Origin of the sequence: Variovorax sp. J22G73 (assembly GCF_030317035.1) — a bacterium.
GTDB lineage: Bacteria > Pseudomonadota > Gammaproteobacteria > Burkholderiales > Burkholderiaceae_C > Variovorax.
Window position 1 is genome coordinate 561,237 of record NZ_JASZYK010000001.1, and the last position, 18,884, is coordinate 580,120.

General features: G+C 70.4%; 18 protein-coding genes. 9 read left to right on the top strand and 9 right to left on the bottom strand.

Annotated elements, in window-relative coordinates; all coding sequences use genetic code 11:
* Positions 1-3 precede the first annotated feature (3 nt).
* The 3 genes from QTI51_RS02505 to argH form a co-directional block, all read right to left on the bottom strand.
* On the bottom strand, positions 4-1,281 hold the full coding sequence (locus tag QTI51_RS02505; protein ID WP_116908308.1) for an efflux RND transporter periplasmic adaptor subunit: 1,278 nt from the start codon (positions 1,279-1,281) through the stop codon (positions 4-6).
* Positions 1,282-1,527: 246 nt separating this feature from the next.
* Positions 1,528-2,997 carry a rhomboid family protein gene (locus QTI51_RS02510; protein WP_116908307.1) on the bottom strand — a complete coding sequence of 490 codons (1,470 nt, stop codon included), beginning with the start codon at positions 2,995-2,997 and terminating at the stop codon, positions 1,528-1,530.
* A gap of 55 nt (positions 2,998-3,052) precedes the next feature.
* On the bottom strand, positions 3,053-4,450 hold the full coding sequence (gene argH, locus QTI51_RS02515; RefSeq protein WP_116908306.1) for an argininosuccinate lyase: 1,398 nt from the start codon (positions 4,448-4,450) through the stop codon (positions 3,053-3,055).
* Between the two features lie 56 nt (positions 4,451-4,506).
* Here argH and QTI51_RS02520 point away from each other — a divergent pair, with 56 nt between their 5' ends.
* Genes QTI51_RS02520 through QTI51_RS02530 form a run of 3 tightly spaced genes read left to right on the top strand, consistent with a single transcriptional unit; the run spans position 4,507 to position 7,657 of the window.
* Complete coding sequence (locus QTI51_RS02520) at positions 4,507-5,598, top strand: sensor histidine kinase (RefSeq protein ID WP_503011480.1); 1,092 nt, start codon at positions 4,507-4,509, stop codon at positions 5,596-5,598.
* Positions 5,595-6,365 (top strand): LytR/AlgR family response regulator transcription factor, encoded by a 771-nt coding sequence (locus QTI51_RS02525; RefSeq protein ID WP_116908305.1) that lies wholly within the window; start codon positions 5,595-5,597, stop codon positions 6,363-6,365. Before QTI51_RS02520 ends, QTI51_RS02525 begins: the two co-directional genes overlap by 4 nt.
* Positions 6,362-7,657, top strand: coding sequence for an AI-2E family transporter (locus tag QTI51_RS02530; protein WP_116908304.1), 1,296 nt, complete (start codon positions 6,362-6,364; stop codon positions 7,655-7,657). Before QTI51_RS02525 ends, QTI51_RS02530 begins: the two co-directional genes overlap by 4 nt.
* A gap of 42 nt (positions 7,658-7,699) precedes the next feature.
* On the opposite strand, the gene QTI51_RS02535 is transcribed toward QTI51_RS02530, so the two are convergent.
* Positions 7,700-8,281, bottom strand: coding sequence for a TetR/AcrR family transcriptional regulator (locus QTI51_RS02535; protein ID WP_116908303.1), 582 nt, complete (start codon positions 8,279-8,281; stop codon positions 7,700-7,702).
* Between the two features lie 181 nt (positions 8,282-8,462).
* On the opposite strand from QTI51_RS02535, the gene QTI51_RS02540 reads away from it, so the two are divergent.
* Positions 8,463-8,912, top strand: coding sequence for a tautomerase family protein (locus QTI51_RS02540; RefSeq protein WP_116908302.1), 450 nt, complete (start codon positions 8,463-8,465; stop codon positions 8,910-8,912).
* A 62-nt stretch (positions 8,913-8,974) separates the two neighbouring features.
* Positions 8,975-10,564: a phospholipase D family protein gene (locus QTI51_RS02545; RefSeq protein ID WP_132748740.1), complete on the top strand. Its 1,590-nt coding sequence runs from the start codon at positions 8,975-8,977 to the stop codon at positions 10,562-10,564.
* A gap of 96 nt (positions 10,565-10,660) precedes the next feature.
* On the opposite strand, the gene QTI51_RS02550 is transcribed toward QTI51_RS02545, so the two are convergent.
* Positions 10,661-11,116 (bottom strand): winged helix-turn-helix transcriptional regulator, encoded by a 456-nt coding sequence (locus QTI51_RS02550; protein ID WP_116908300.1) that lies wholly within the window; start codon positions 11,114-11,116, stop codon positions 10,661-10,663.
* Between the two features lie 113 nt (positions 11,117-11,229).
* On the opposite strand from QTI51_RS02550, the gene QTI51_RS02555 reads away from it, so the two are divergent.
* From QTI51_RS02555 to QTI51_RS02565, 3 genes are read left to right on the top strand one after another with little or no spacing between them, the layout of a single operon-like run.
* Complete coding sequence (locus tag QTI51_RS02555; RefSeq protein ID WP_116908299.1) at positions 11,230-12,180, top strand: nitrilase family protein; 951 nt, start codon at positions 11,230-11,232, stop codon at positions 12,178-12,180.
* Positions 12,177-13,532 carry an amidase gene (locus QTI51_RS02560; RefSeq protein WP_286512980.1) on the top strand — a complete coding sequence of 452 codons (1,356 nt, stop codon included), beginning with the start codon at positions 12,177-12,179 and terminating at the stop codon, positions 13,530-13,532. Before QTI51_RS02555 ends, QTI51_RS02560 begins: the two co-directional genes overlap by 4 nt.
* A gap of 1 nt (position 13,533) precedes the next feature.
* On the top strand, positions 13,534-13,926 hold the full coding sequence (locus tag QTI51_RS02565; protein ID WP_116908297.1) for a tautomerase: 393 nt from the start codon (positions 13,534-13,536) through the stop codon (positions 13,924-13,926).
* Between the two features lie 5 nt (positions 13,927-13,931).
* Here QTI51_RS02565 and QTI51_RS02570 read toward each other — a convergent pair whose 3' ends face one another.
* Together QTI51_RS02570 and QTI51_RS02575 are read right to left on the bottom strand one after the other, a co-directional pair.
* Positions 13,932-15,224 carry an MFS transporter gene (locus QTI51_RS02570; RefSeq protein ID WP_286512978.1) on the bottom strand — a complete coding sequence of 431 codons (1,293 nt, stop codon included), beginning with the start codon at positions 15,222-15,224 and terminating at the stop codon, positions 13,932-13,934.
* Between the two features lie 3 nt (positions 15,225-15,227).
* Complete coding sequence (locus tag QTI51_RS02575; RefSeq protein WP_286513732.1) at positions 15,228-15,692, bottom strand: GNAT family N-acetyltransferase; 465 nt, start codon at positions 15,690-15,692, stop codon at positions 15,228-15,230.
* Positions 15,693-15,834: 142 nt separating this feature from the next.
* Here QTI51_RS02575 and QTI51_RS02580 point away from each other — a divergent pair, with 142 nt between their 5' ends.
* Positions 15,835-16,758 (top strand): LysR family transcriptional regulator, encoded by a 924-nt coding sequence (locus QTI51_RS02580; RefSeq protein ID WP_116908564.1) that lies wholly within the window; start codon positions 15,835-15,837, stop codon positions 16,756-16,758.
* 61 nt (positions 16,759-16,819) lie between these two features.
* Here QTI51_RS02580 and QTI51_RS02585 read toward each other — a convergent pair whose 3' ends face one another.
* Together QTI51_RS02585 and QTI51_RS02590 are read right to left on the bottom strand one after the other, a co-directional pair.
* The gene (locus QTI51_RS02585) at positions 16,820-18,082 is read right to left on the bottom strand and encodes an MFS transporter (RefSeq protein ID WP_116908294.1); all 1,263 of its coding nucleotides are present in this window, start codon (positions 18,080-18,082) and stop codon (positions 16,820-16,822) included.
* A gap of 165 nt (positions 18,083-18,247) precedes the next feature.
* Positions 18,248-18,787 carry a hypothetical protein gene (locus QTI51_RS02590; RefSeq protein ID WP_116908293.1) on the bottom strand — a complete coding sequence of 180 codons (540 nt, stop codon included), beginning with the start codon at positions 18,785-18,787 and terminating at the stop codon, positions 18,248-18,250.
* Positions 18,788-18,884: the final 97 nt, after the last annotated feature.

Genomic DNA, 18,884 nt, shown 5'->3' on the forward strand with positions numbered 1-18,884 from the left:
TCCTCAGCGCGCCACGGGGGCGGGGGCGGCGCCGGCCGCATCGGCCGGATCGGCTGGATCGGCCGTATCGAGCTTTGCGCTGGCCACGGGACCAGTGGCAGCCTTGTCGGCGTTGTCAGCCTTGGCGCCCAGGTCGACCACCTTCACCTTGTCGCCCACCTTCGCGCGCTGCGAGCCCTCGGTCATCACGCGGTCGCCCGCGGCCAGGCCGTCGAGCACCTGCCAGCGCGTGCCGACCGCGCGGCCCACATGGATGGCGCGCTTGGCGACCTTGCTCTCGCCGTCGATCACCAGCGCCGAGGCGCTGCCGTCGGGCGCGCGCGTCACGGCCTGCTGCGGCACCAGCAGCGCGGTGGCGTTCACGCCTTCCTGCAGCACGGCGCGCACGTACATGCCGGGCATGAGCAGCCTGTCGGGGTTGGGAACCACGGCGCGCAGCGTGACGCTGCCGGTGCCGGCATCGACCGTGACGCCGCTGAAGGTGAGGCGCCCGGCGTGCGGGTACTTGCTGCCGTCTTCCAGCACCAGCTGGATGCGGGCCTCGGCGTCGCTGGCGCGCTGCAGCCGGCCGCTGGCGAGCTCGCGCTTCAGGCGCAGCAGCTCGCTGCTCGACTGCGTGACGTGCACATGAATCGGGTCGAGCTGCTGCACGGTGGTCATCACCGCCGCCTGATTGGCTGTAACCAATGCGCCGGGCGTGACGTTCGACAGCTCCGCCCAGCCCGTGATCGGCGAGGTGATGCGCGTGTAGCCCAGCTGGATGCGCGCGGTCTGCTCGGCCGCGCGCGCCACGGCGAGGTCGGCCTCGGCCTGCTGCTCGCTGGCCTGCGACTCGTCGAACACCTGGCGGCTGATGGCGTCGATCTTCACCAGCTCGGCGTTGCGCCGGGCCACGGTGCGCGAGGTGGCCAGGGCCGACTCGGCCTTGCGCACGCTGGCCTGCGCGCTGGCATGCGCGGCCTGCAGCGGCGCCGGGTCGAGCTGGTAGAGCACCTGGCCGGCCTTGACCTGCGAGCCCTCGGTGAACAGGCGCTCCTTCAGGATGCCGCCGACCTGCGGGCGGATCTCGGCGATGACTGGCGCCATGGTGCGCCCGGGCAGCTCGGTGCTGAGCGCCAGCGTCTCGTGCTTCAGGGTGACGGTGCCGACTTCCTTTTCTGGTGCGGCGGCTGCTTTCGACGTGCCGGGCGTCTCCACGCTGGTGCGCGAGCAACCTGCGAGCGCGGCGATGGCCAGGGCCGTGAACAGCAGGGCGAAGCGGGAGGGGGTGTGGTCAGGCATCAGACAGGTTATGGAAGTAGGGAAATGGGGGCGAGGCCCCCGGATGGAGCAGGTGAGCGGCCTCAAGTTCAACGAGGCGGCGGGGGCTGGGGGCGGCTTTACACGCGGTTTACTGCAATTGCGGTGCCACGACGAAAAGGTGGCGTGAAGGTGGCACGAGGCAGCGCGAAGGTTGGCACCGGGTTGGCGTGACAGCCCCGTGACAGGGTGCGGGTCGACGGCCGCCGCCGTGCCGCCGTGCCGTCGTCAGGCGCGCTGCAGCGCGCGCGTGACCATGTCGTTGGGCGCGAGCCGCAGCAGGTGCGGCAGCAGCCCGATGGCTTTCTCGCGCTGGCCCGCATGCAGCAGGCCGTTGGCGCACACCGAAAGCGTGTCGGCCAGCTCGGGGTGCTCGGGCGCGGTCTTCAGCAGGATGGCGCAGAGCCGGTCGGCGTCGTCGAACTGGCGAATGCGCGCGAAGCGGCGCGCCAGCCGGGCCATGTCGTCGGGCTTCAGCCGCGCGCCGGGCTTGGCCTGGTCGAGGTAGGTCTTGTAGCTGGCGTGCTGCAGCGCCAGCGTGTTCGGCTCGGTGGCGGGCAGGCGGAAGATGCGGCGCGCGGCGTGGTGGAAGTCGTCGCTCGCGGGCTGCAGGCGCGCGGTGTTGAACCAGGCGCGCAGGGTGTCGGTGTCGCCGGGGCGCAGCGCGGCGGCGGCGCGCCACTCGGCGCAGGCCTTGTCGAAGCGCATGGCCGCGCCGTGCTTCTGCGCCGCGGCCACATGCTCGTCGAAGCGGTCGGGCTCGGGGCCCGCCACCGCCTCGGGCGCCTGCACGCGGCGCAGCAGCAGGGCGGCGGTCATCAGCGCCGCGCCGGTCAGCAGGCCGCCCAGGTGGGCCATGTAGGCGATGCCCTGGCCGCCCAGCCAGTGCTGCATCAGCTCGTTGACGATCCACGCCGGCAGCAGCAGAAGGGCCGGCGCGGTGACGTAGTTGAAATAGAAGAACAGCTGGTAGAAGAAGCGGATGCGCTTGAGCCGGTACATCACTGCGTACATGCCCATCAGCGCCGAGATGGCGCCCGAGGCGCCCAGGCCGTAGCCGTCCTTGCCGGCATAGGCCCAGCCCGCCAGCATCGAGGCACCCACCGCGCCCAGCAGGTAGAACGCCAGGTAGGTGCCGCGGCCCAGTGCCAGTTCCACCGAAAAGCCGAACAGGAACAGGAACAGCATGTTGCCCAGCAGGTGGCCGGTGCTGCCGTGCAGGAAGGCGTTGGTGATCCAGGTCCAGGGCTTGAACTCGGCGTCCTTCGTGTAGTCCTGCGACCAGCGCGCGGTGAACGGCGCGGGCAGCATCGCCTCGTACTGCTGGCGGTCGCGCTTCCACTCGCCGTACTGCGGATTCGCGGGCGTAACGACCTGCTCGGCCTGCAGCCGCGCCAGGAACTTCTTGTCGTTCTGCAGCCCTTCGAGCAGTTGCGGGTAGGCCTCGTCGTGCGGCAGCATGCGCCGCGCGATCTTGCCGCGCTTCGGGTCGCTCTTTTCGAGCCATTCCACGAAGGGCGGCAGTTCCAGCTGGGGCAGCACGCTGGTCACGTAGTACTGGGCGGCGCGCTCGCGCGCGTTGTCCTCGCTGCGCTGCGGCCCCCAGAACACGACCATGTTCAGCAGGATGAGCAGCACCGTCATCCACGGCGGGTTGCGCCAGCTCGGCCTGTTCTCGAGCGGGATGGCGTAGAACACGGCGCGGCTTCGGTCGCTGTCGGTCGGTCAGTCAGGGGTTCAGCTGCGCAGCTGATCAGCCGAGGCGGGCGCGGTGGCGCGCCACTTGCGCCTTCACCTGCGCCGGCGCGGTGCCGCCCAGGATGTTGCGCGCGTTCAGCGAGCCGCGCAGGCTCAGCACGTCGTACACGTCCTTCTCGATGCTGGGGTTGAACTGCTGCAGCACGGCCAGCGGCAGCTCGGCCAGGTCGACCTTGTGCGAGGTGGCGGCCTTCACGGCGTGGGCCACGGTTTCGTGCGCGTCGCGGAAGGGCAGGCCCTTCTTCACCAGGTAGTCGGCCAGGTCGGTGGCGGTGGCGTAGCCGCGCAGCGCGGCGGCCTCCATGGCCTCGGGCTTCACGGTGATGCCGCCGATCATCTCGGCAAAGATGCGCAGGGTGTCCTTGAGCGTGTCGACGGTGTCGAACAGCGGCTCCTTGTCTTCCTGGTTGTCCTTGTTGTAGGCCAGCGGCTGGCCCTTCATGAGCGTGATGAGCGCCATCAGGTGGCCGACCACGCGGCCGGTCTTGCCGCGCGCCAGCTCGGGCACGTCGGGGTTCTTCTTCTGCGGCATGATCGACGAGCCCGTGGTGAAGCGGTCGGCAATCTGGATGAAGCTGAAGTTCTGGCTCATCCACAGGATGAGCTCTTCGCTCATGCGGCTGATGTGCACCATGCACAGGCTGGCCGCGGCGGTGAACTCGATGGCGAAGTCGCGGTCGCTCACGGCGTCCAGGCTGTTCTGGCACACGCCGTCCATGCCCAGGGTCCTGGCGACCAGCTCGCGGTCGAGCGGGTAGCTGGTGCCGGCCAGCGCGGCGGCGCCCAGCGGCAGGCGGTTGACGCGGCGGCGCACTTCGCCCATGCGCTCGGCGTCACGGCTGAACATTTCCACGTAGGCCAGCATGTGGTGGCCGAAGCTCACCGGCTGCGCCACCTGCAGGTGGGTGAAGCCGGGCAGGATCACGTCGACGTTCTTCTCGGCGATGTCCACCAGCGCCTTCTGCAGCTCGACCAGCAGGTCGCCGATGAGGTCGATTTCGCCGCGCAGCCACAGGCGCACGTCGGTGGCCACCTGGTCGTTGCGGCTGCGCCCGGTGTGCAGGCGCTTTCCGGCGTCGCCGACCAGCTGGGTCAGGCGGGCCTCGATGTTCAGGTGCACGTCTTCGAGGTCGAGCTTCCACTCGAAGGCGCCGGAGTCGATTTCGGCGCGAATCTGCGCCATCCCGCGTTCGATCGCGGCGTGGTCCTGCACGCCGATGATTCCCTGCGCGGCGAGCATGCCGGCATGGGCCAGCGAGCCCTGGATGTCGGCCTGCCACAGGCGCTTGTCGAAGAACACGCTGGACGTGTAGCGCTTCACGAGGTCGCTCATGGGTTCGGAGAACAGGGCCGACCAGGCTTCGGATTTCTTGTCGAGTTGGTTTTGGGTCATGGGAGCCGTCCAGGAGGCAATAATGGGTTGGTCACCCGATGGATCAGATGTCTGCGATGCGCAACCCGCCGATTTTATCGGCCAACGCCACCCCCAACCCCACGTCCGTGTCGTCGTCCACGCCGGTTCAGGAAAAGACGCGCGCCCCCCTGCGCGCCGAACCCTCGATCTTCGATGCGTGCCAGATCGGCGTGGTGCTGCGCACGGTGGTGTTCGTCGAGGCGGTGGTCGCCATTGCCACGCTGTTCGTGGTGTCCACGCCCGGCGAATGGCTGGTGCAGGCCGCCACCGTCACGGGCGGTGCGCTTCCTGCCACGCTGATGTGGCTGGTGGCCGCCTGCGGCTTGAAGAAGCCCCTGCGGCGCCTGCCCAAGCAATGGCAGTACGCGGCCGGCGCCGTGCTCGGTGCGCTGGCCGCCCTGTATGGCTGCGGCCTGCTGCGGCTGACCGGCGTGCTGGCCCATGCGCCCTGGCTGGCCAGCGGCCTCACCGGCGCGCTGTTCGCCGGGCTGGTGATGGCGGCGATGGTGCTGCGCGCGCGCGGCCAGACGCCCGCGGCCACCACGGCGCGGCTCGAGGAACTGCAGTCGCGCATCCGCCCGCACTTCCTGTTCAACACGCTCAACAGCGCCATCGCGCTGGTGCGCGAGGAGCCGGCCAAGGCCGAGACCATGCTGGAAGACCTGGCCGAGCTGTTTCGCCAGGCGCTGGCCGACCCGGGCGAATCGGGCACGCTGGCCGACGAAATTGCGCTGGCCGAGCGCTACCTGGCCATCGAGCAGGTGCGCTTCGGCGACCGCCTGCGCATCCGCTGGGACCTGGACGCCGCCGCCAGCAGCGCCCGCCTGCCGCCGCTGCTGCTGCAGCCGCTGGTCGAGAATGCCATCAAGCACGGCGTGGAGCCCAGCCCCGAGGGCGCCAAGCTGCGCATCCGCACCGAGCGGCGCGGCGCCATGGTGGTGATCGAGGTGGTCAACAGCCTGCCGCCGCTGCGCTGGGCCGACCAGCCGCTGCCGCGCGGCCACGGCATCGCGCTGGCCAACGTGCGAGACCGCCTGCGGCTGCTGCACGACATGCAGATGCAGTTCAGCGCCGGCATGGACCAGAAAAACTACCGGGTGCGCATCGCCATCCCCGCTGAATCATGACCCTCAAGACATTGATCGTTGACGACGAAGCCCTGGCGCGCTCCCGCCTGCGCACGCTGCTGCGCGACTGCGCCTCGCCCGCCGCCGAGGTGGTGGCCGAGGCCTCGCAGGGCGCCGAGGCGCAGCAGCACCTGGCCACCATGGCCATCGACCTGGTGCTGCTCGACGTGCACATGCCCGGCGTCGACGGCATCGAGGTGGCGCGCGCGCTGCGCAGCCGCGCCGACGCGCCGGCGGTGGTGTTCGTGACCGCGCACGCGACGCATGCGGTCACGGCCTTCGAGCTCGACGCGGTCGACTACCTCACCAAGCCCGTGCGCGCCGAGCGGCTGCAGCAGGCGCTGCAGAAGGCCGAGCGCTTCCTGAAGGAGCGCCGCGCGCTGCAGGCCGGCGCACCGGCCGCGCCCGTCGCGCCCACCGCCCCCGAAACCGTGTTGATCCAGGACCGCGGCCGCGCCGAGCGCGTGCCGCTGTCCGAGGTGCTCTACCTCAAGTCCGAATTCAAGTACCTCACCGTGCGAACCGCCACGCGCAGCCACATCCTCGACGGCTCGCTCAACGAGTTCGAGGAGCGCTACCCCCACCGCTTCCTGCGCGTGCACCGCAACGCGCTGGTGGCGCGCTCGGCCATTCGCGCGCTCGAGAAGTACGACGACGGCGAAGACGCCGAGGGCTGGGCGCTGCGCCTGGACGCCATTCCCGAACCCGTGGCCGTGTCGCGCCGGCAGCTTGCCGCGGTGCGCGAAGTGTTGAAGGAAGCGCGATGAACGACGTCATTCCCCAGCCCGCGCCCGCACGCGCGCCTGACGCTCCGGTGCCCCAGTCTCCTGCGCCGGATGCGCCGGCGGCCGAGCCTCCGCAGGCGGCTGCCGCGCAGCCCGCGCCCGAAGCGCCGTCGCAAGATGGTGTGTCCCGCGAATTGCAGGCAGAGCCCGCGCGCGAGCGTGAGCGCAAACGCCTGCTGCTGCACATGCCCGTCGACGTGCGCAGCGCCTCGCTCGTGGTGCTCGCCGTGCTGGCCAGCGTGTTCGCGCTGCAGTGGGGCCAGGCCGTGTTCATTCCGCTGATGCTGAGCCTGCTGCTCACCTACGCGCTGTCGCCGCTGGTCGACATGCTGCACCGCTGGCGGCTGCCGCGCTGGGTCGGCGCGGCGCTCATCCTGATGGGCCTGTTCGGCGGGCTGGGCTGGACCGGCTATTCGCTGTCGGGCAGCGCCTCGCAGCTGCTGGATTCGCTGCCCGTGGCCGCGCAGAAGCTGGGGCAGGCCATGCGCCGCGACAAGGGCGCCAGCGCCACGCCGCTGGAAAGCGTGCAGCAGGCCGCCGCGCAGCTCGAGAAGGCGGCCGAAGAAAACTCCGCGCGCGTGGCCTCGCGCCGCGGCGTGGCGCGCGTGATCATCGAGCGGCCCGGCTTCAACGTGCGCGACTACCTGCTCAGCGGCACCGTCGGCCTGCTCAGCGCCATGGGGCAGCTCACGCTGGTGGCCTTTCTCACGTACTTCGCGCTGTGCTCGGGCGACACCTTCAGGCGCAAGCTCATCAAGATCACCGGCTCCAGCCTGCAGAAGAAGAAGGTCACGGTGCATGTGCTGGACGACATCACGCGCAACATCGAGCGCTACCTGCTGGTGCAGATCCTGGTGAGCGTCATCGTCGGCGTGGCGACCGGGCTGGCGTTCTGGGTCATCGGGGTGGAGAACGCGGCCGTGTGGGGAATCATCGCGGCGGTGACCAACCTCATTCCGTACATCGGCTCGGTCATCGTGCTGGTGGCCGCGGGACTGGTGGCATTCCTGCAGTTCAACAGCCTGCAGATGGGCATCGTGGTGGGCGGCGTGTCGCTGGCCATCCACACGCTCATCGGCAACCTGCTGATGCCCTGGCTCACCAGCCGCACCAGCCGCATGAACCCGGTGGCGGTGTTCGTGGGCGTGATCTTCTGGGGCTGGCTGTGGGGCATCTGGGGCCTGCTGCTGGGCATTCCGATCACGATGGTGATCAAGGCGATCTGCGACCGGGTGGAAGACCTGCAGCCGATCGGGGAGCTGCTGGGGGAGTAGGGCGGGCGCCAACCCGGCAACGGGTTCACCCCACCAGCGGCTTCAGCCCAGCAACGCCTTCAGCTCGTCCCCCGCGCCCTTCAGGATCTCGCGCGACAGCGCCTCGTCGTTCACCGCACGGGCCAGCGACACCGCGCCCACCAGCGACGACAGCGCTGCAATGGCCTTGGCCCGCTTGACGGTCGACTTTTCCGCCGCCGCCAGCCTGGCCAGCAGTTCGAGGTAGGTGTTCACCTGGCGCGTGTATGCCGCGCGCGTGCGCTCGTTGCTGCGCGCCACGTCGCCGGCCAGCGTGGTCACGGCGCAGCTGGTGGCCAGGCCGTCGCGGTGCGCGGTGCTCAGGTACGCGTCGACCAGCCGGCCCGCCACCACCTCGCGGCTTTCCTTCGATGCCGCCACCGCTTCCACGGCCCGGCCGCCGTCGCTCAGCGCGCACTCGACCGCCTCGGCCACCAGCTCGTCGCGCGACGCGAAGTGCCGGTAGAAGCCGCCGTGCGTGAGCCCGGCTTCCTTCATGAGGTCGGCCACGCCGAGGCCGTCCACGCCTTCTTCCCTGAAACGCGCGGCGGCGGTCTGCACGATGCGCTCGTGGCTTTGTTCCTTGTTGGCTTTGGAATGGCCCATGTGGCTTGAAACGTCCTCGGTGCGGCGTGAATGCAAATGCTTGACGCTGAGGATTATGTTCATCATCATCCTGCGTTTGGATGATGACCATCATTCAGAAAGGACCATCCAGGCCGTTCCGTTCCTGACCCGTCCTGCCTTTTCTTTTTCGCTTTCACTTTTGTTCTCCGAGGAGCCTCCCATGCCCATGATCGACGTCTACGCCGCCGCAGACATGTTCCCCGCCGATGCCGACCGCCAGCTCGGCGAGGCCCTCACCCTGGCCGTGCTGCGTGCCGAGGGCGTGGCCAACCCCGGCCCGTTCCACCTGGACAACACCGCCGCCTACATCCACCGCATGCCCGCCTCGGCGGTGCAGACCGCCACCACGGCGCAGGCGCGCACGGTGCGCGTGCAGATCGTCACGCCGCCCGGCTCGCTGAACCGCGAAGGGCAGAAGCAGATCACCAAGGAGGCGACCGAGATCGTCGCCAAGCTCTCGGGCGATCCGGGCCAGGCGGCGCGCACCTGGGTGATCCTCACCGAGGCGGCGGAAGGCGGCTGGGGCCTGTTCGGCACCGCCTTCGGCAAGGAGGAGTTCGCCGGGCTGGCCGCCAAGGCCAAGGCGGCTGCTGCTGCGGCAGCAAAGTAAGCGAAGCAGGCAAAGCAAGCAAAGCAAGCAAAGCAAGCAAAGCAAGCGAAGCAAGCGAACCGATGCCGGCCGCCCGGATGTTCACGCGCTGGTTGGCGCTGCTCGCGGCGGCGGGCGCGCTGGCGCTGCTGCAGGCCTGCGCGTCGCTGCCGCCCTCGGTGCAGCGCACGCCCAGCGCGGCGGTGCCGGCGTCGGCCGACGAGCTGCTCAGCCGCATCGCCGCGCAAAGCGCGCCGCCCGGCACGCAGTCGGGCTTTCGCCCGCTGCCGCTGAGCGCCTGGTCGATGGACGCGCGGCTCACGCTGGTGCGCCATGCGCAGAAGACGCTCGACCTGCAGTACTACCTGCTGCAGAACGATGTCACCGGCCACACGCTGCTGCGGGCCGTGCGCGACGCCGCCGGGCGCGGCGTGCGCGTGCGCCTGCTGGTGGACGACCTCTACACCGCCGACAGCGACCGCATGCTGCTGGCCTTTGCCGCCCACCCGAACGTGGAGGTGCGGCTCTTCAACCCCTTTCCCTCGGGGCGCTCGTTCGCGCTCACGCGCTGGGTCATGGCGCTGGGCGACTTCTCGCGCGTGAACCACCGCATGCACAACAAGATGCTGGTGGCCGACGGCGCCTTCGCCGTGGCCGGCGGGCGCAACATCGCCGACGAGTATTTCTTCGGCAGCAAGGGCGGCAACTTCGTCGACTTCGACCTGCTCGTGGCGGGCGATGCCGTGCCACGCATGGCCGCCATCTTCGACATCTACTGGAACAGCCCGCGCATCTACCCGCTGCACGCGCTGGAAACCAGCCGCAAGGCCCCCGCCGAACTGCAGGCCGAGTTCGAGGCGCTCACGGTCGACGCCATCGACGCCTACCCCTCGCCCGCGGCCGACAAGACCGACATCCTGGGCTACCTGCCGTTGAGCGCCGACCTGCAGCACCCGCCGCTCAAGCTGCTGCACGGCGCCATCGACGTGTTTTCCGACGACCCCGAAAAGGTCAGCGGCCGCGCCGAGAGCGGCGTGGACGACACCACCGTCACCGCCCGCGCGGGCAGGGCCATGGCCAACGCCACGTCCGAAGTGGTGGTCGGTTCGCCGTACTTCATTCCGGGCCAGCCCGGCATGGCGGGGCTGCGCCAGGCGCGCGCGAACGGCGTGCGCGTCGAGGTGGTCACCAACTCGCTGGCCTCCAACGACGAGCCCTTCGCCAGCGCCGCCTACGGTCGCTACCGCGTCGAGATGCTCAAGCTGGGCGCCGAGCTGTACGAGACCGATTCGAGCCAGCTGAAGAACGACTCGCTCATTGCCGCCGCGCTGCACGCGTCCATCGGGCGCTCGCATTCGAAGCTGATCGTCATCGACCGGCGCACCACCTTCGTCGGCTCCATGAACATGGACTTCCGCTCGTCGCGCGTGAACACCGAGCTGGGCATGCTGGTCGATTCGCCCGAGCTCGCGCGCAACGTGCTGAGCCTGGCCGAGCGGGTACGCGCCGTGGGCAGCTTCAGGCTGCGGCTCGCGCAACCCGGCGACCGGCTGCAATGGGTGGGCAGCGTGAACGGCGCCGAGACGGTGTACGAGAGCGACCCGGGCGTGGACTTCGGCACGCGGCTGCAGCTGTGGCTGCTGTTTCCGTTCATCAGCGAGAGCCTGCTCTAGTTGAATGTGGCCGACTGTGGCCGACTGTGGCCGACTGTGGCCGACTGTGGCCGGTTGGGAGGCGTCCGGGTGACCTGGTGATCCGGGCGTCGGGGCTCAGGCTTTCACAGGCAGCTTCTTCACATACGTGAGGTCCGGGTGCAGCGGCTTGCCGTCGCGCGTGCGCAGCTCGATCTTCGGCACCGGCTTGCCGCTGTCGCGCTCCACCAGCACCGAATGCGGCTCGCCCTTGGCGTACAGGTGCGCCTCGCCCCAGTGGCGCAGGCCGACCACCACCGGGAACAGGCCCTTGCCCTTGGCCGACAGCACGTACTCGTGGTAGAGCGAGCCGTCGGAGGCGGGCACCAGGTCGAGCACGCCTTCCTGCACCAGGTACTTCAGCCGGTCGGCCAGGATGTTCTTCGCCACGCCCAGGCTTTGCTGGAACTCGCCGAAGCGCTTCATGCCGTCGAACGCATCGCGAATGATGAGCAGCGACCACTGGTCGCCGACGATTTCGAGCGCGCGGGCCATCGGGCACGCGTCGTTCTTCAGGCTTTTTCTCTGGGCCATGGCTTTTTCCTTCGGTGGGCGAGTGTAGATCGCATTGCCATTCAGGTTGCAAAGTAAAACTGGAATGGCTAGCATCCATCTGGTTTTAATTTGAAACCTGAAAGAGCAATCTCATGACACCATCCGTTCCTTCACAAGCCGCCGTCGCCGCCATCGACGCCAGTGCCGACGCCACCCCGGGCCTGCGCGCCAGCCCCGTGCGCGTGGCCGTGGTGCAGTTCGATCCGCAGGTCGGCGTGGACAACCTGGCGCGCAACGCGCAGGCCGTGCACGAGCGCTTGACGGCCGCCGTGCAGCACGGGGCCACGCTCATCGTGCTGCCCGAGCTCGCGACCACCGGCTACTGCTTCAGCAGCCGCGAGGAGGCCTATGCGCATGCGCAGCCCGTGCCCGGCGGCGAGAGCGTGCAGGGCTGGGCCGATTTCGCCGCGCAGCACGGCGTGTACATCGTCGGGTGCCTGGTCGAGCAGGACGGCCTGCAGCTCTTCGACACGGCCGTGCTCGTCGGCCCCGAGGGCTACATCGGCCGCTACCGCAAAACGCACCTGTGGAACAACGAGAAGCTGTGGTTCACGCCGGGCAACGAGGGCTACCCGGTGTTCGAGACCCGGATCGGCCGCATCGGCCTGCTCGTGTGCTGGGACATCTGGTTTCCCGAGGCGCCGCGCATCCTCGCGCAGCTGGGCGCGGACATCATCTGCATACCGACCAACTGGGTGTGGACGCCGCCGCCGCTGTACGACGCCAGCGGCACCTGCATGGCGGCATACCTGACCATCGCGGCCGCGCACCAGAACAACGTGTTCATCGCCACGGCCGACCGCGTGGGGCAGGAGCGCGGCGCGGGCTTCATGGGCAACTCGCTGATCGCGGGCACCAACGGCTGGCCCGTGGGCCGCATCGCCGGGCCCGACGAAGAGACCATCCTCTACGCCGACGTGGACCTCGGCGCCGCGCGCAGCGCGCCCATCTGGAACCAGTTCAACGACCTGCACCGCGACCGGCGCACCGATCTGTACGACCCGCTGCTGGGCTACAAGGGCGCGCCGGCGCTGCCGCGATGACACAAACCAACTCGCAAGGCAGCTTGCGCGACGGTTTCTTCGCCACGCAGTCGATCGCCGGCCTCGCGCGCGACCTGCGCTCAGGCCGGCGAACGTCGGCGCAGCTGGTCGACGCCTCGCTCGCCGCCATCGAGCGGCTCGGCGCGCCGCTCAACGCCTTCACGCACGTCGATGCCGAGGGTGCACGCGCCGCCGCCGCGCGCGCCGATGCCGCGCTGCGCCAGGGCATCGACCGCGGGCCGCTGCACGGCATGCCGGTGGCCGTGAAAGACATCGTCGATGTCGCGGGCTGGCCCACCACGCGGGGCTCTTCGCTGTACCTGGGGCATGTCGCGCGAAAAGACGCGGCCTGCGTCGCGCAACTGCGCGAGGCCGGCGCGGTCGTCGTCGGCAAGACCACGCTGCACGAGTTCGCCTACGGCGCGACCGGCGACCGCTCGGTGCACGGCGCCGCGCGCAACCCGTGGGATCCGGCGCGCATGTCCGGCGGCAGCAGCGGCGGCAGCGCCGTGGCGGTGGCCGCGGGCATGGTGCCGCTCGCGCTGGGCACCGACACCGCCGGCTCGGTGCGCGTGCCGGCCGCGCTGTGCGGGGTGGTGGGCTTCAAGCCGGCGTACGGCGCCATCTCTGCCGAAGGCGTGTTCCCGCTGGCGGCCTCGCTGGACCATGTGGGCCTGTTCACGCGCATGAGCGAAGACGCCGCGCTCGCGTACGGCTGCCTGGCCCCGCTGGCGAACGCGCCTGGGGCGCGCCGCATCGGCTGGCTGCTGCCGTCCGTGCTGGGGGCGACCGACCGCCGCCTCACCGAGTCGGTACGCGCCCGCCTCGGTGCATCGGGCCTGCCGGTCGAAGAGGTGGACCTGGCCGCGCACTTGCCGCACGCACACGACCTGTTCGATGTCTTCTCCACGCTGCAAGGCAGCGAGGCCTTCGAGGCCCACGCCGACGACGTGGCGCCCGGCGCCGCGTCGATCGACCCCGAGGTGCTTGCGCGCCTGCGCCGCGGCGAGGCCATTCCCGCATGGCGCTACCTGCGCGCGCAGGCGCGGCGCGCGGCGTGGGCGCCCGCCATCGGCGCGTTGCTCGACGAGTACGACGTGCTCGCATTGCCCACCGTGCCCCTGACGGCGCCGCGCATCGGCGAGCGCGCGCCGCACATCGACGGCGCGCCGGTGGAAGTGCGCGCCGCGCTCTTGTCCCTGACGAGCCCATGGAACCTCTTCGGCCTGCCCGCGCTCAGCGTGCCCGTCGGTACCATCGACGGCCTGCCCGTCGCCCTGCAGCTGGTGACGGCCGCAGGCCGCGAAGCCGCGCTGTTCAAGCTTGCCCACACCCTGGAAGGCCTCGACTGACATGCCCTACCTTCAACTCGACGTGAACGGCCAGCACCCGGTGGCCGACAAGAAGCGCCTCGCGAGGCAGCTCAGCGAAACCTACGCACGCATGATGAGCGTGGACATCCGCCGCATCAGCATCGCGATCCGCGAAGCAGGCGAGGGGGCCGTATGGCGCATGGTCGACGGCGAGCCCGAGCAGGTGTCGGTGCTGATGTGCGACATCCGCCGCGGCCGCTCGGCCGAGCTGCGGCTCGAGGTGGCCAAGGCGTTGTGCCGCGACTGCATCGACATCCTCGGCCTGCGTGAAGACCGGCTCAACGTCGAGTTCACGCAGCACTCGGGCGACGAGATGTACCACCCGACGCTGGGCGGCTACAGCCCCGAGTGGACCGAGGGCGAGGATCAGTGAGCGACTCAGTGAGCGGCTCGGTGAGCGACCGTGGTGCGCTGCAGCCTTGAGAAGCGCGCGATCATCCACGGCCCCATCAGCGCGCCCAGGCCGACCGAGCTCCACGCGGCCACCCAGCCGTGCGTGCTGCCGAAGCCGAAGCGCCTTTGCCCCCAGTCCAGCGCCAGGCCGAACACCCAGGGGCTGAGCGCGCCCGCGCCGAAGCCCATCACCGAGCGCACCGAGTACGCCACGCCGAGCCGGTGCGGCGCCACCACGTCGGCCAGCGCGGTCGAGTAGACCGACGAGTCGGCGATGGCGCACAGGTTGTACACGGCGGCCGCGGCCGCCAGCAGCCACAGCGGCCAGCTCCACAGCCAGCCGAACGCGAAAGACATGCACAGGCTGGCGACGCTCGACATCATCATCACCCGCGCGCGGCCCAGCCGGTCGGAGGCCGCGCCGCCCGCCACGCTGCCGAACACGCTCACGAGGTGCGCCAGCGCGGCCAGCGCGACGCCTGCGCATTGCCACTCTGCCTTGCCACCCATCGATGCCACCAGGTACGCCGGCAGCCACGCCCACAGCGCCATCAGTTCCCAGCAGTGGAAGGCATAGGCCCAGTTGCCGGCCATGGCGGGCTTGTCGCGCACCGTGGCCGCCAACGCGTGCCACGTGCCTTCGCGCACCGCGCCTGGCACCGGTGGCTCGGGCGCTCGCATGCGGCGCAGCGCCAGCACCGTGAGCAACGCGCCCGCCGCCGTGCCCGCGGCGGCCAGCAGCAGCCCCAGCCGCCAATGCTGCAGGTGGCTGCACGCCGCCACCACCGCCAGCGAGAGCGCATAGCCCATCGACGCCGAGCCGATGAACAGCCCCATCGCCCGCCCGCGCACCGCCGGTTCGGTGTTGCGCGCCAGCAGCTGCAGGCCCGGCGTGTACGAGGCGCCCGCGCACAGGCCGGTCAGGCCGTACAGCAGCATGGCGGAAAGCGGGCCGCGAGCGAAGAGCGCGAAGGCCATCGCCGCCACCGCGCTCAAGGCGCTGCCGAAGAGAACGATGCGGTGCGGCCCATAACGGTCGGCCAGCAGGCCCACCGCGAACAGCGAGCTCATGTAGCCCACGTGCCAGGCGCTCTGGATGGCGCCGGCCTGCGCGGCGCCCAGTTGCCAGTCGGCCATCACGAAGGGCAGCACGCCGGAATAGGCCGTGACGATCATGGCCTGCAGCAGGCGGCTCATGCACAGCAGCGCGAGCCAGCCGCGCACGGGCAGTTTCGCGACCGCGATGTCAATGTCGACACCGATGGCGGGCGTGACCATGGCTCAGCGCAGCGTGCGCTGCATGAGCACCGTGTCCACCCACTGGCCGAACTTGAAGCCCACGTTGCGCAGCACGCCGACGCGCTCGAAGCCCAGCTTCTGGTGCAGGCCCAGCGAGCCCGCGTTGGCGCTGTTGCCGATGCACGCGACCATCTGCGTGAAGCCGCTGTCGGTACAGCGCTGGATCACGCCCTGCAGCAGCGCCCGGCCGATGCCGTGGCCGTGCATGCCGTGCGCGACGTAGATCGAGTCTTCCACCGTGTGCCGGTAGGCGGAGCGCGCGCGGTAGGCCGTGGCGTAGGCGTAGCCGACCACCGCGCCGTTCATCGTCGCCACCAGGTAGGGCAGGCCGCGCGCCACGGCGTCGTCGCGGCGCGCCTGCATCTGCTCGACGCCGGGCACCTGCTCCTCGAAGGAGCACAGGTCGTGCAGCACGTAGTGGCTGTAGATGGCGTGCACGGCGGTCATGTGGCGGGGCTCGGCATCGGTGATGTTGAGGTTCGTGTCGACAGCGGTGTCGACGGCGATGCGGGTGTCGGGGTGAGGGCTTTGCGATGGCATGGCGCCGATCTTGACGAGGCCCCTGCCATAAGTGAAGCTTCGCCCTGCTATTCGCTGCATAAGAAATACTTTGGACAAGACGCTCAACCTCGACCAGCTCCGCTCCTTCGGCCTGGTCATCGAAACCGGCAGCTTCTCGGCGGCGGCCGACCGGCTCGGCCTGTCGCAGCCGGCCGTGAGCCTGCAGGTGCGCCAACTGGAGCGGCGGCTCGCGGTGCGGCTCATCGAGCGGGTCGGCAAGCGCGCCAGGGCCACGCCGGCGGGCTTGGAACTGCTGCGGCATGTGCCCCACATCGACAGCGCGGTGGAAAACGCCATCGACGCGCTGGCCGACCACGCGAGCGGCGTCACCGGCCGCGTGCGGCTGGGCACGGGCGCCACGGCCTGCCTGCACTTTCTGCCGGCGGTGCTGCGCACGCTGCGCGAGCAGTTCCCGGGGCTGGGCGTGGTGGTCAGCACCGGCAACACCGAAGACCAGGCGCGCAAGGTGGAAGAAAACAGCCTCGACCTCGCGCTGGTCACGCTGCCGGCGGCGGGGCGCTCGCTGGCGGCGATGCCGGTGCTCGACGACGAGTTCGTCGCCATCAGCCCGGTGGAGCGCGCACCGTTGAAGGCGAGGGTGGCGCCGGGCGACCTGGCCGGCCTGCCGCTGGTGCTGTTCGAGCCCGCGGCCAACACGCGCAAGCTGGTCGACCGCTGGTTCGCCGCCGAGGGCCTTCAGCCGCAGCCCGTGATGGAGCTGGGCAGCGTGGAGGCAATGAAGGAGATGGTGGCCGCGGGGCTGGGGTGCGCCATCGTGCCCGGCATGTCGATGACGGGGCGCGGCGCCCACCCGGGGCTGAAGGCCAGCCGCCTGAACCCGCGCATGCACCGCACGCTGGCGGTGGTGATGCGGCGCGACAAGCCCGTGAACAAGGCGCTGCGCGTGGTGCTCGACGCGATCCTGGCGGCCGGCAAGCCCGGCCGCCGCTAGCTGGCGGGCCGCCAGCCGCCGGCCAGGGGCTTGGCTTTGAAGGCTGGGGCTCTGCCGGGTGTCACTCGGGAATCACGCCCGCCGCCGCCGGCATGCCGCCGCGTGCGCGGCCCAGCGTGCCGACGATGAGCGCGGCGATCAGCACCAGCACGCCGCTGAGCACCATGGTGCTGGAGATGCCGAAGCCGTCGACCGTGACGCCGCCGATCAGCGCGCCCGAGGCAATGGCCACCTGGAAGCCGCTGACCAGCAGGGCCTGGCCGGCTTCGGGGGCGTCGGGCACGGCTTCCATCATCCAGCCGGTGAGCGCCACCGGAATCAGGCCGAAGGCCACGCCCCAGATCACGACCACCACCGCGCCCGGCACGAAGCCGGTGCCGATGAGCGTGGACAGCAGCAGCGCCGTCGCCAGCATCAGCGCCGCCAGCAGGGTGGTGCCGCGCACGCTGCGCGCCACCAGGCTGCCGCCCAGGAAGGTGCCCACGAAACCCACCGCGCCGTACACCAGCAGCAGCGTCGACACCGCGTTCGGCGCCAGGCCGAACACCTGTTGCAGCAGCGGCTTCAGGTAGGTGTACGCCGCGAAGTGGCCGGCAATGAAGAACAGCACCGCCAGCAGCCCGACCTGCGCCATGCGGCGCGTGAGCGGCGTGAGCAGGTCGCGCGCGCCGATGGCGCGTGCCGGCGGCATGGCGGGCAGCAGCCACAGCTGCACCAGCAGCACCACCGCGGCCAGCGCGCCGGTCACGGCGAACGAGGCGCGCCAGCCGAACATCGTGCCCAGGAAGGAGCCGGCCGGCACCCCGAGCACGGTGGCGGCGGACACGCCGGCCAGCACATAGGACATGGCGCGCGCCTGCGCGGCATGCGGCACCAGTTGCGTGGCCGCGGCCGGCGCGAAGGTCCAGAAGCCGCCCACGCACAGGCCCAGCAGCAGGCGCGCGACCAGCATGGTGGCGAAGTTGGGCGCGAACGCGGCGAGCACGTTCGAGGCGATGAGCAAGGTGGTGAGCGCGATCAGCACCGTGCGCCGGTCGAGCCGGCCCGAGGCCACGATGAGCGCGGGGCCCGCGAAGGCGGCCAGCACGCCGGGCATGGTGACCATCAGCCCGGCCGTGCCGTCGGACACGTTGAGCCCGCGCGCGATGTCGGTCAGCAGGCCGATGGGCATGAACTCGGTGGAGACCATCGCGAAGGTGCCGACGGCGATGGAGCCGACGGCGAGCCAGGCGGAGCGCGTGGCCGGCACCGGCGCGGCGGACGAGGTGGCCGGGGCCACCGCCAGGTCGTCGGCGCAGGGGTTGCTGCTGGGTGAATTCATCATGGGACTGGTCCTGAAGCGCATCGGCGGTGCACGCACGCCGATGCCGGTGAAAGGGCATTGGAGTGTGCGAGCGGTCGCCTTCGCGACAAAGGGGTCGCCAAGCAGTAGTCAGTTTCCCTGGGGCGAACAATCGCCCCTTTTTGTTATCTCGGGTGGCGATGGCCGCTATGCCGCCGGCAGCACCCGCCCGTCGGCGATGAAGGCCTCGCCGACCAGCACGCGGAAGCTCGCGCCCGGCGCCAGCCTGGGCCGGGCGACGGCCGGGGAGAGGAACTCGACGTCGAGCACCGCCGGCTTGCCGCGCTCCAGCGGCAAGCCCGCCGGCACCACCCAGCGCGCCGAGAAGCCTTCCTTGTCGACCACCAGCGCGCAGCGGTACTCGCCGGGCGCGATGGGCACGTCCTGCGAGGGCAGCCCGGGCTTGCGAAAGACCAGCTCCACGCGCGCGTGCGGCGTGAACGCACCCGCGGTGTCGAAGCTCGGCGGCGCCGTCACCGCAGCCCGAGGCGCGCGGCGCGGCCGCTTGCTGACCAGCCAGGCGATCACGTTGCCGATGATGGGCACCCACAGCACCATCAGCAGCGTCGCGATGTCGCGCGTGGTGGTGCCGGGCGTGGCGTAGTGGCGCACGACGGCGCCGCCGACGGCCACGCACAGCAGCACGATGACGATGACCTTGCGGCGGAACTGGATCTTGGTGCTCATGTCTTCGGCAGTGCCGCTTCGGTCGCGCGATGTGGATGGGGTTGCGAGTCTAGGGCCATCGCCGGGGCCGCCCCGGCCTGAGCGGACCCGAGCCGTG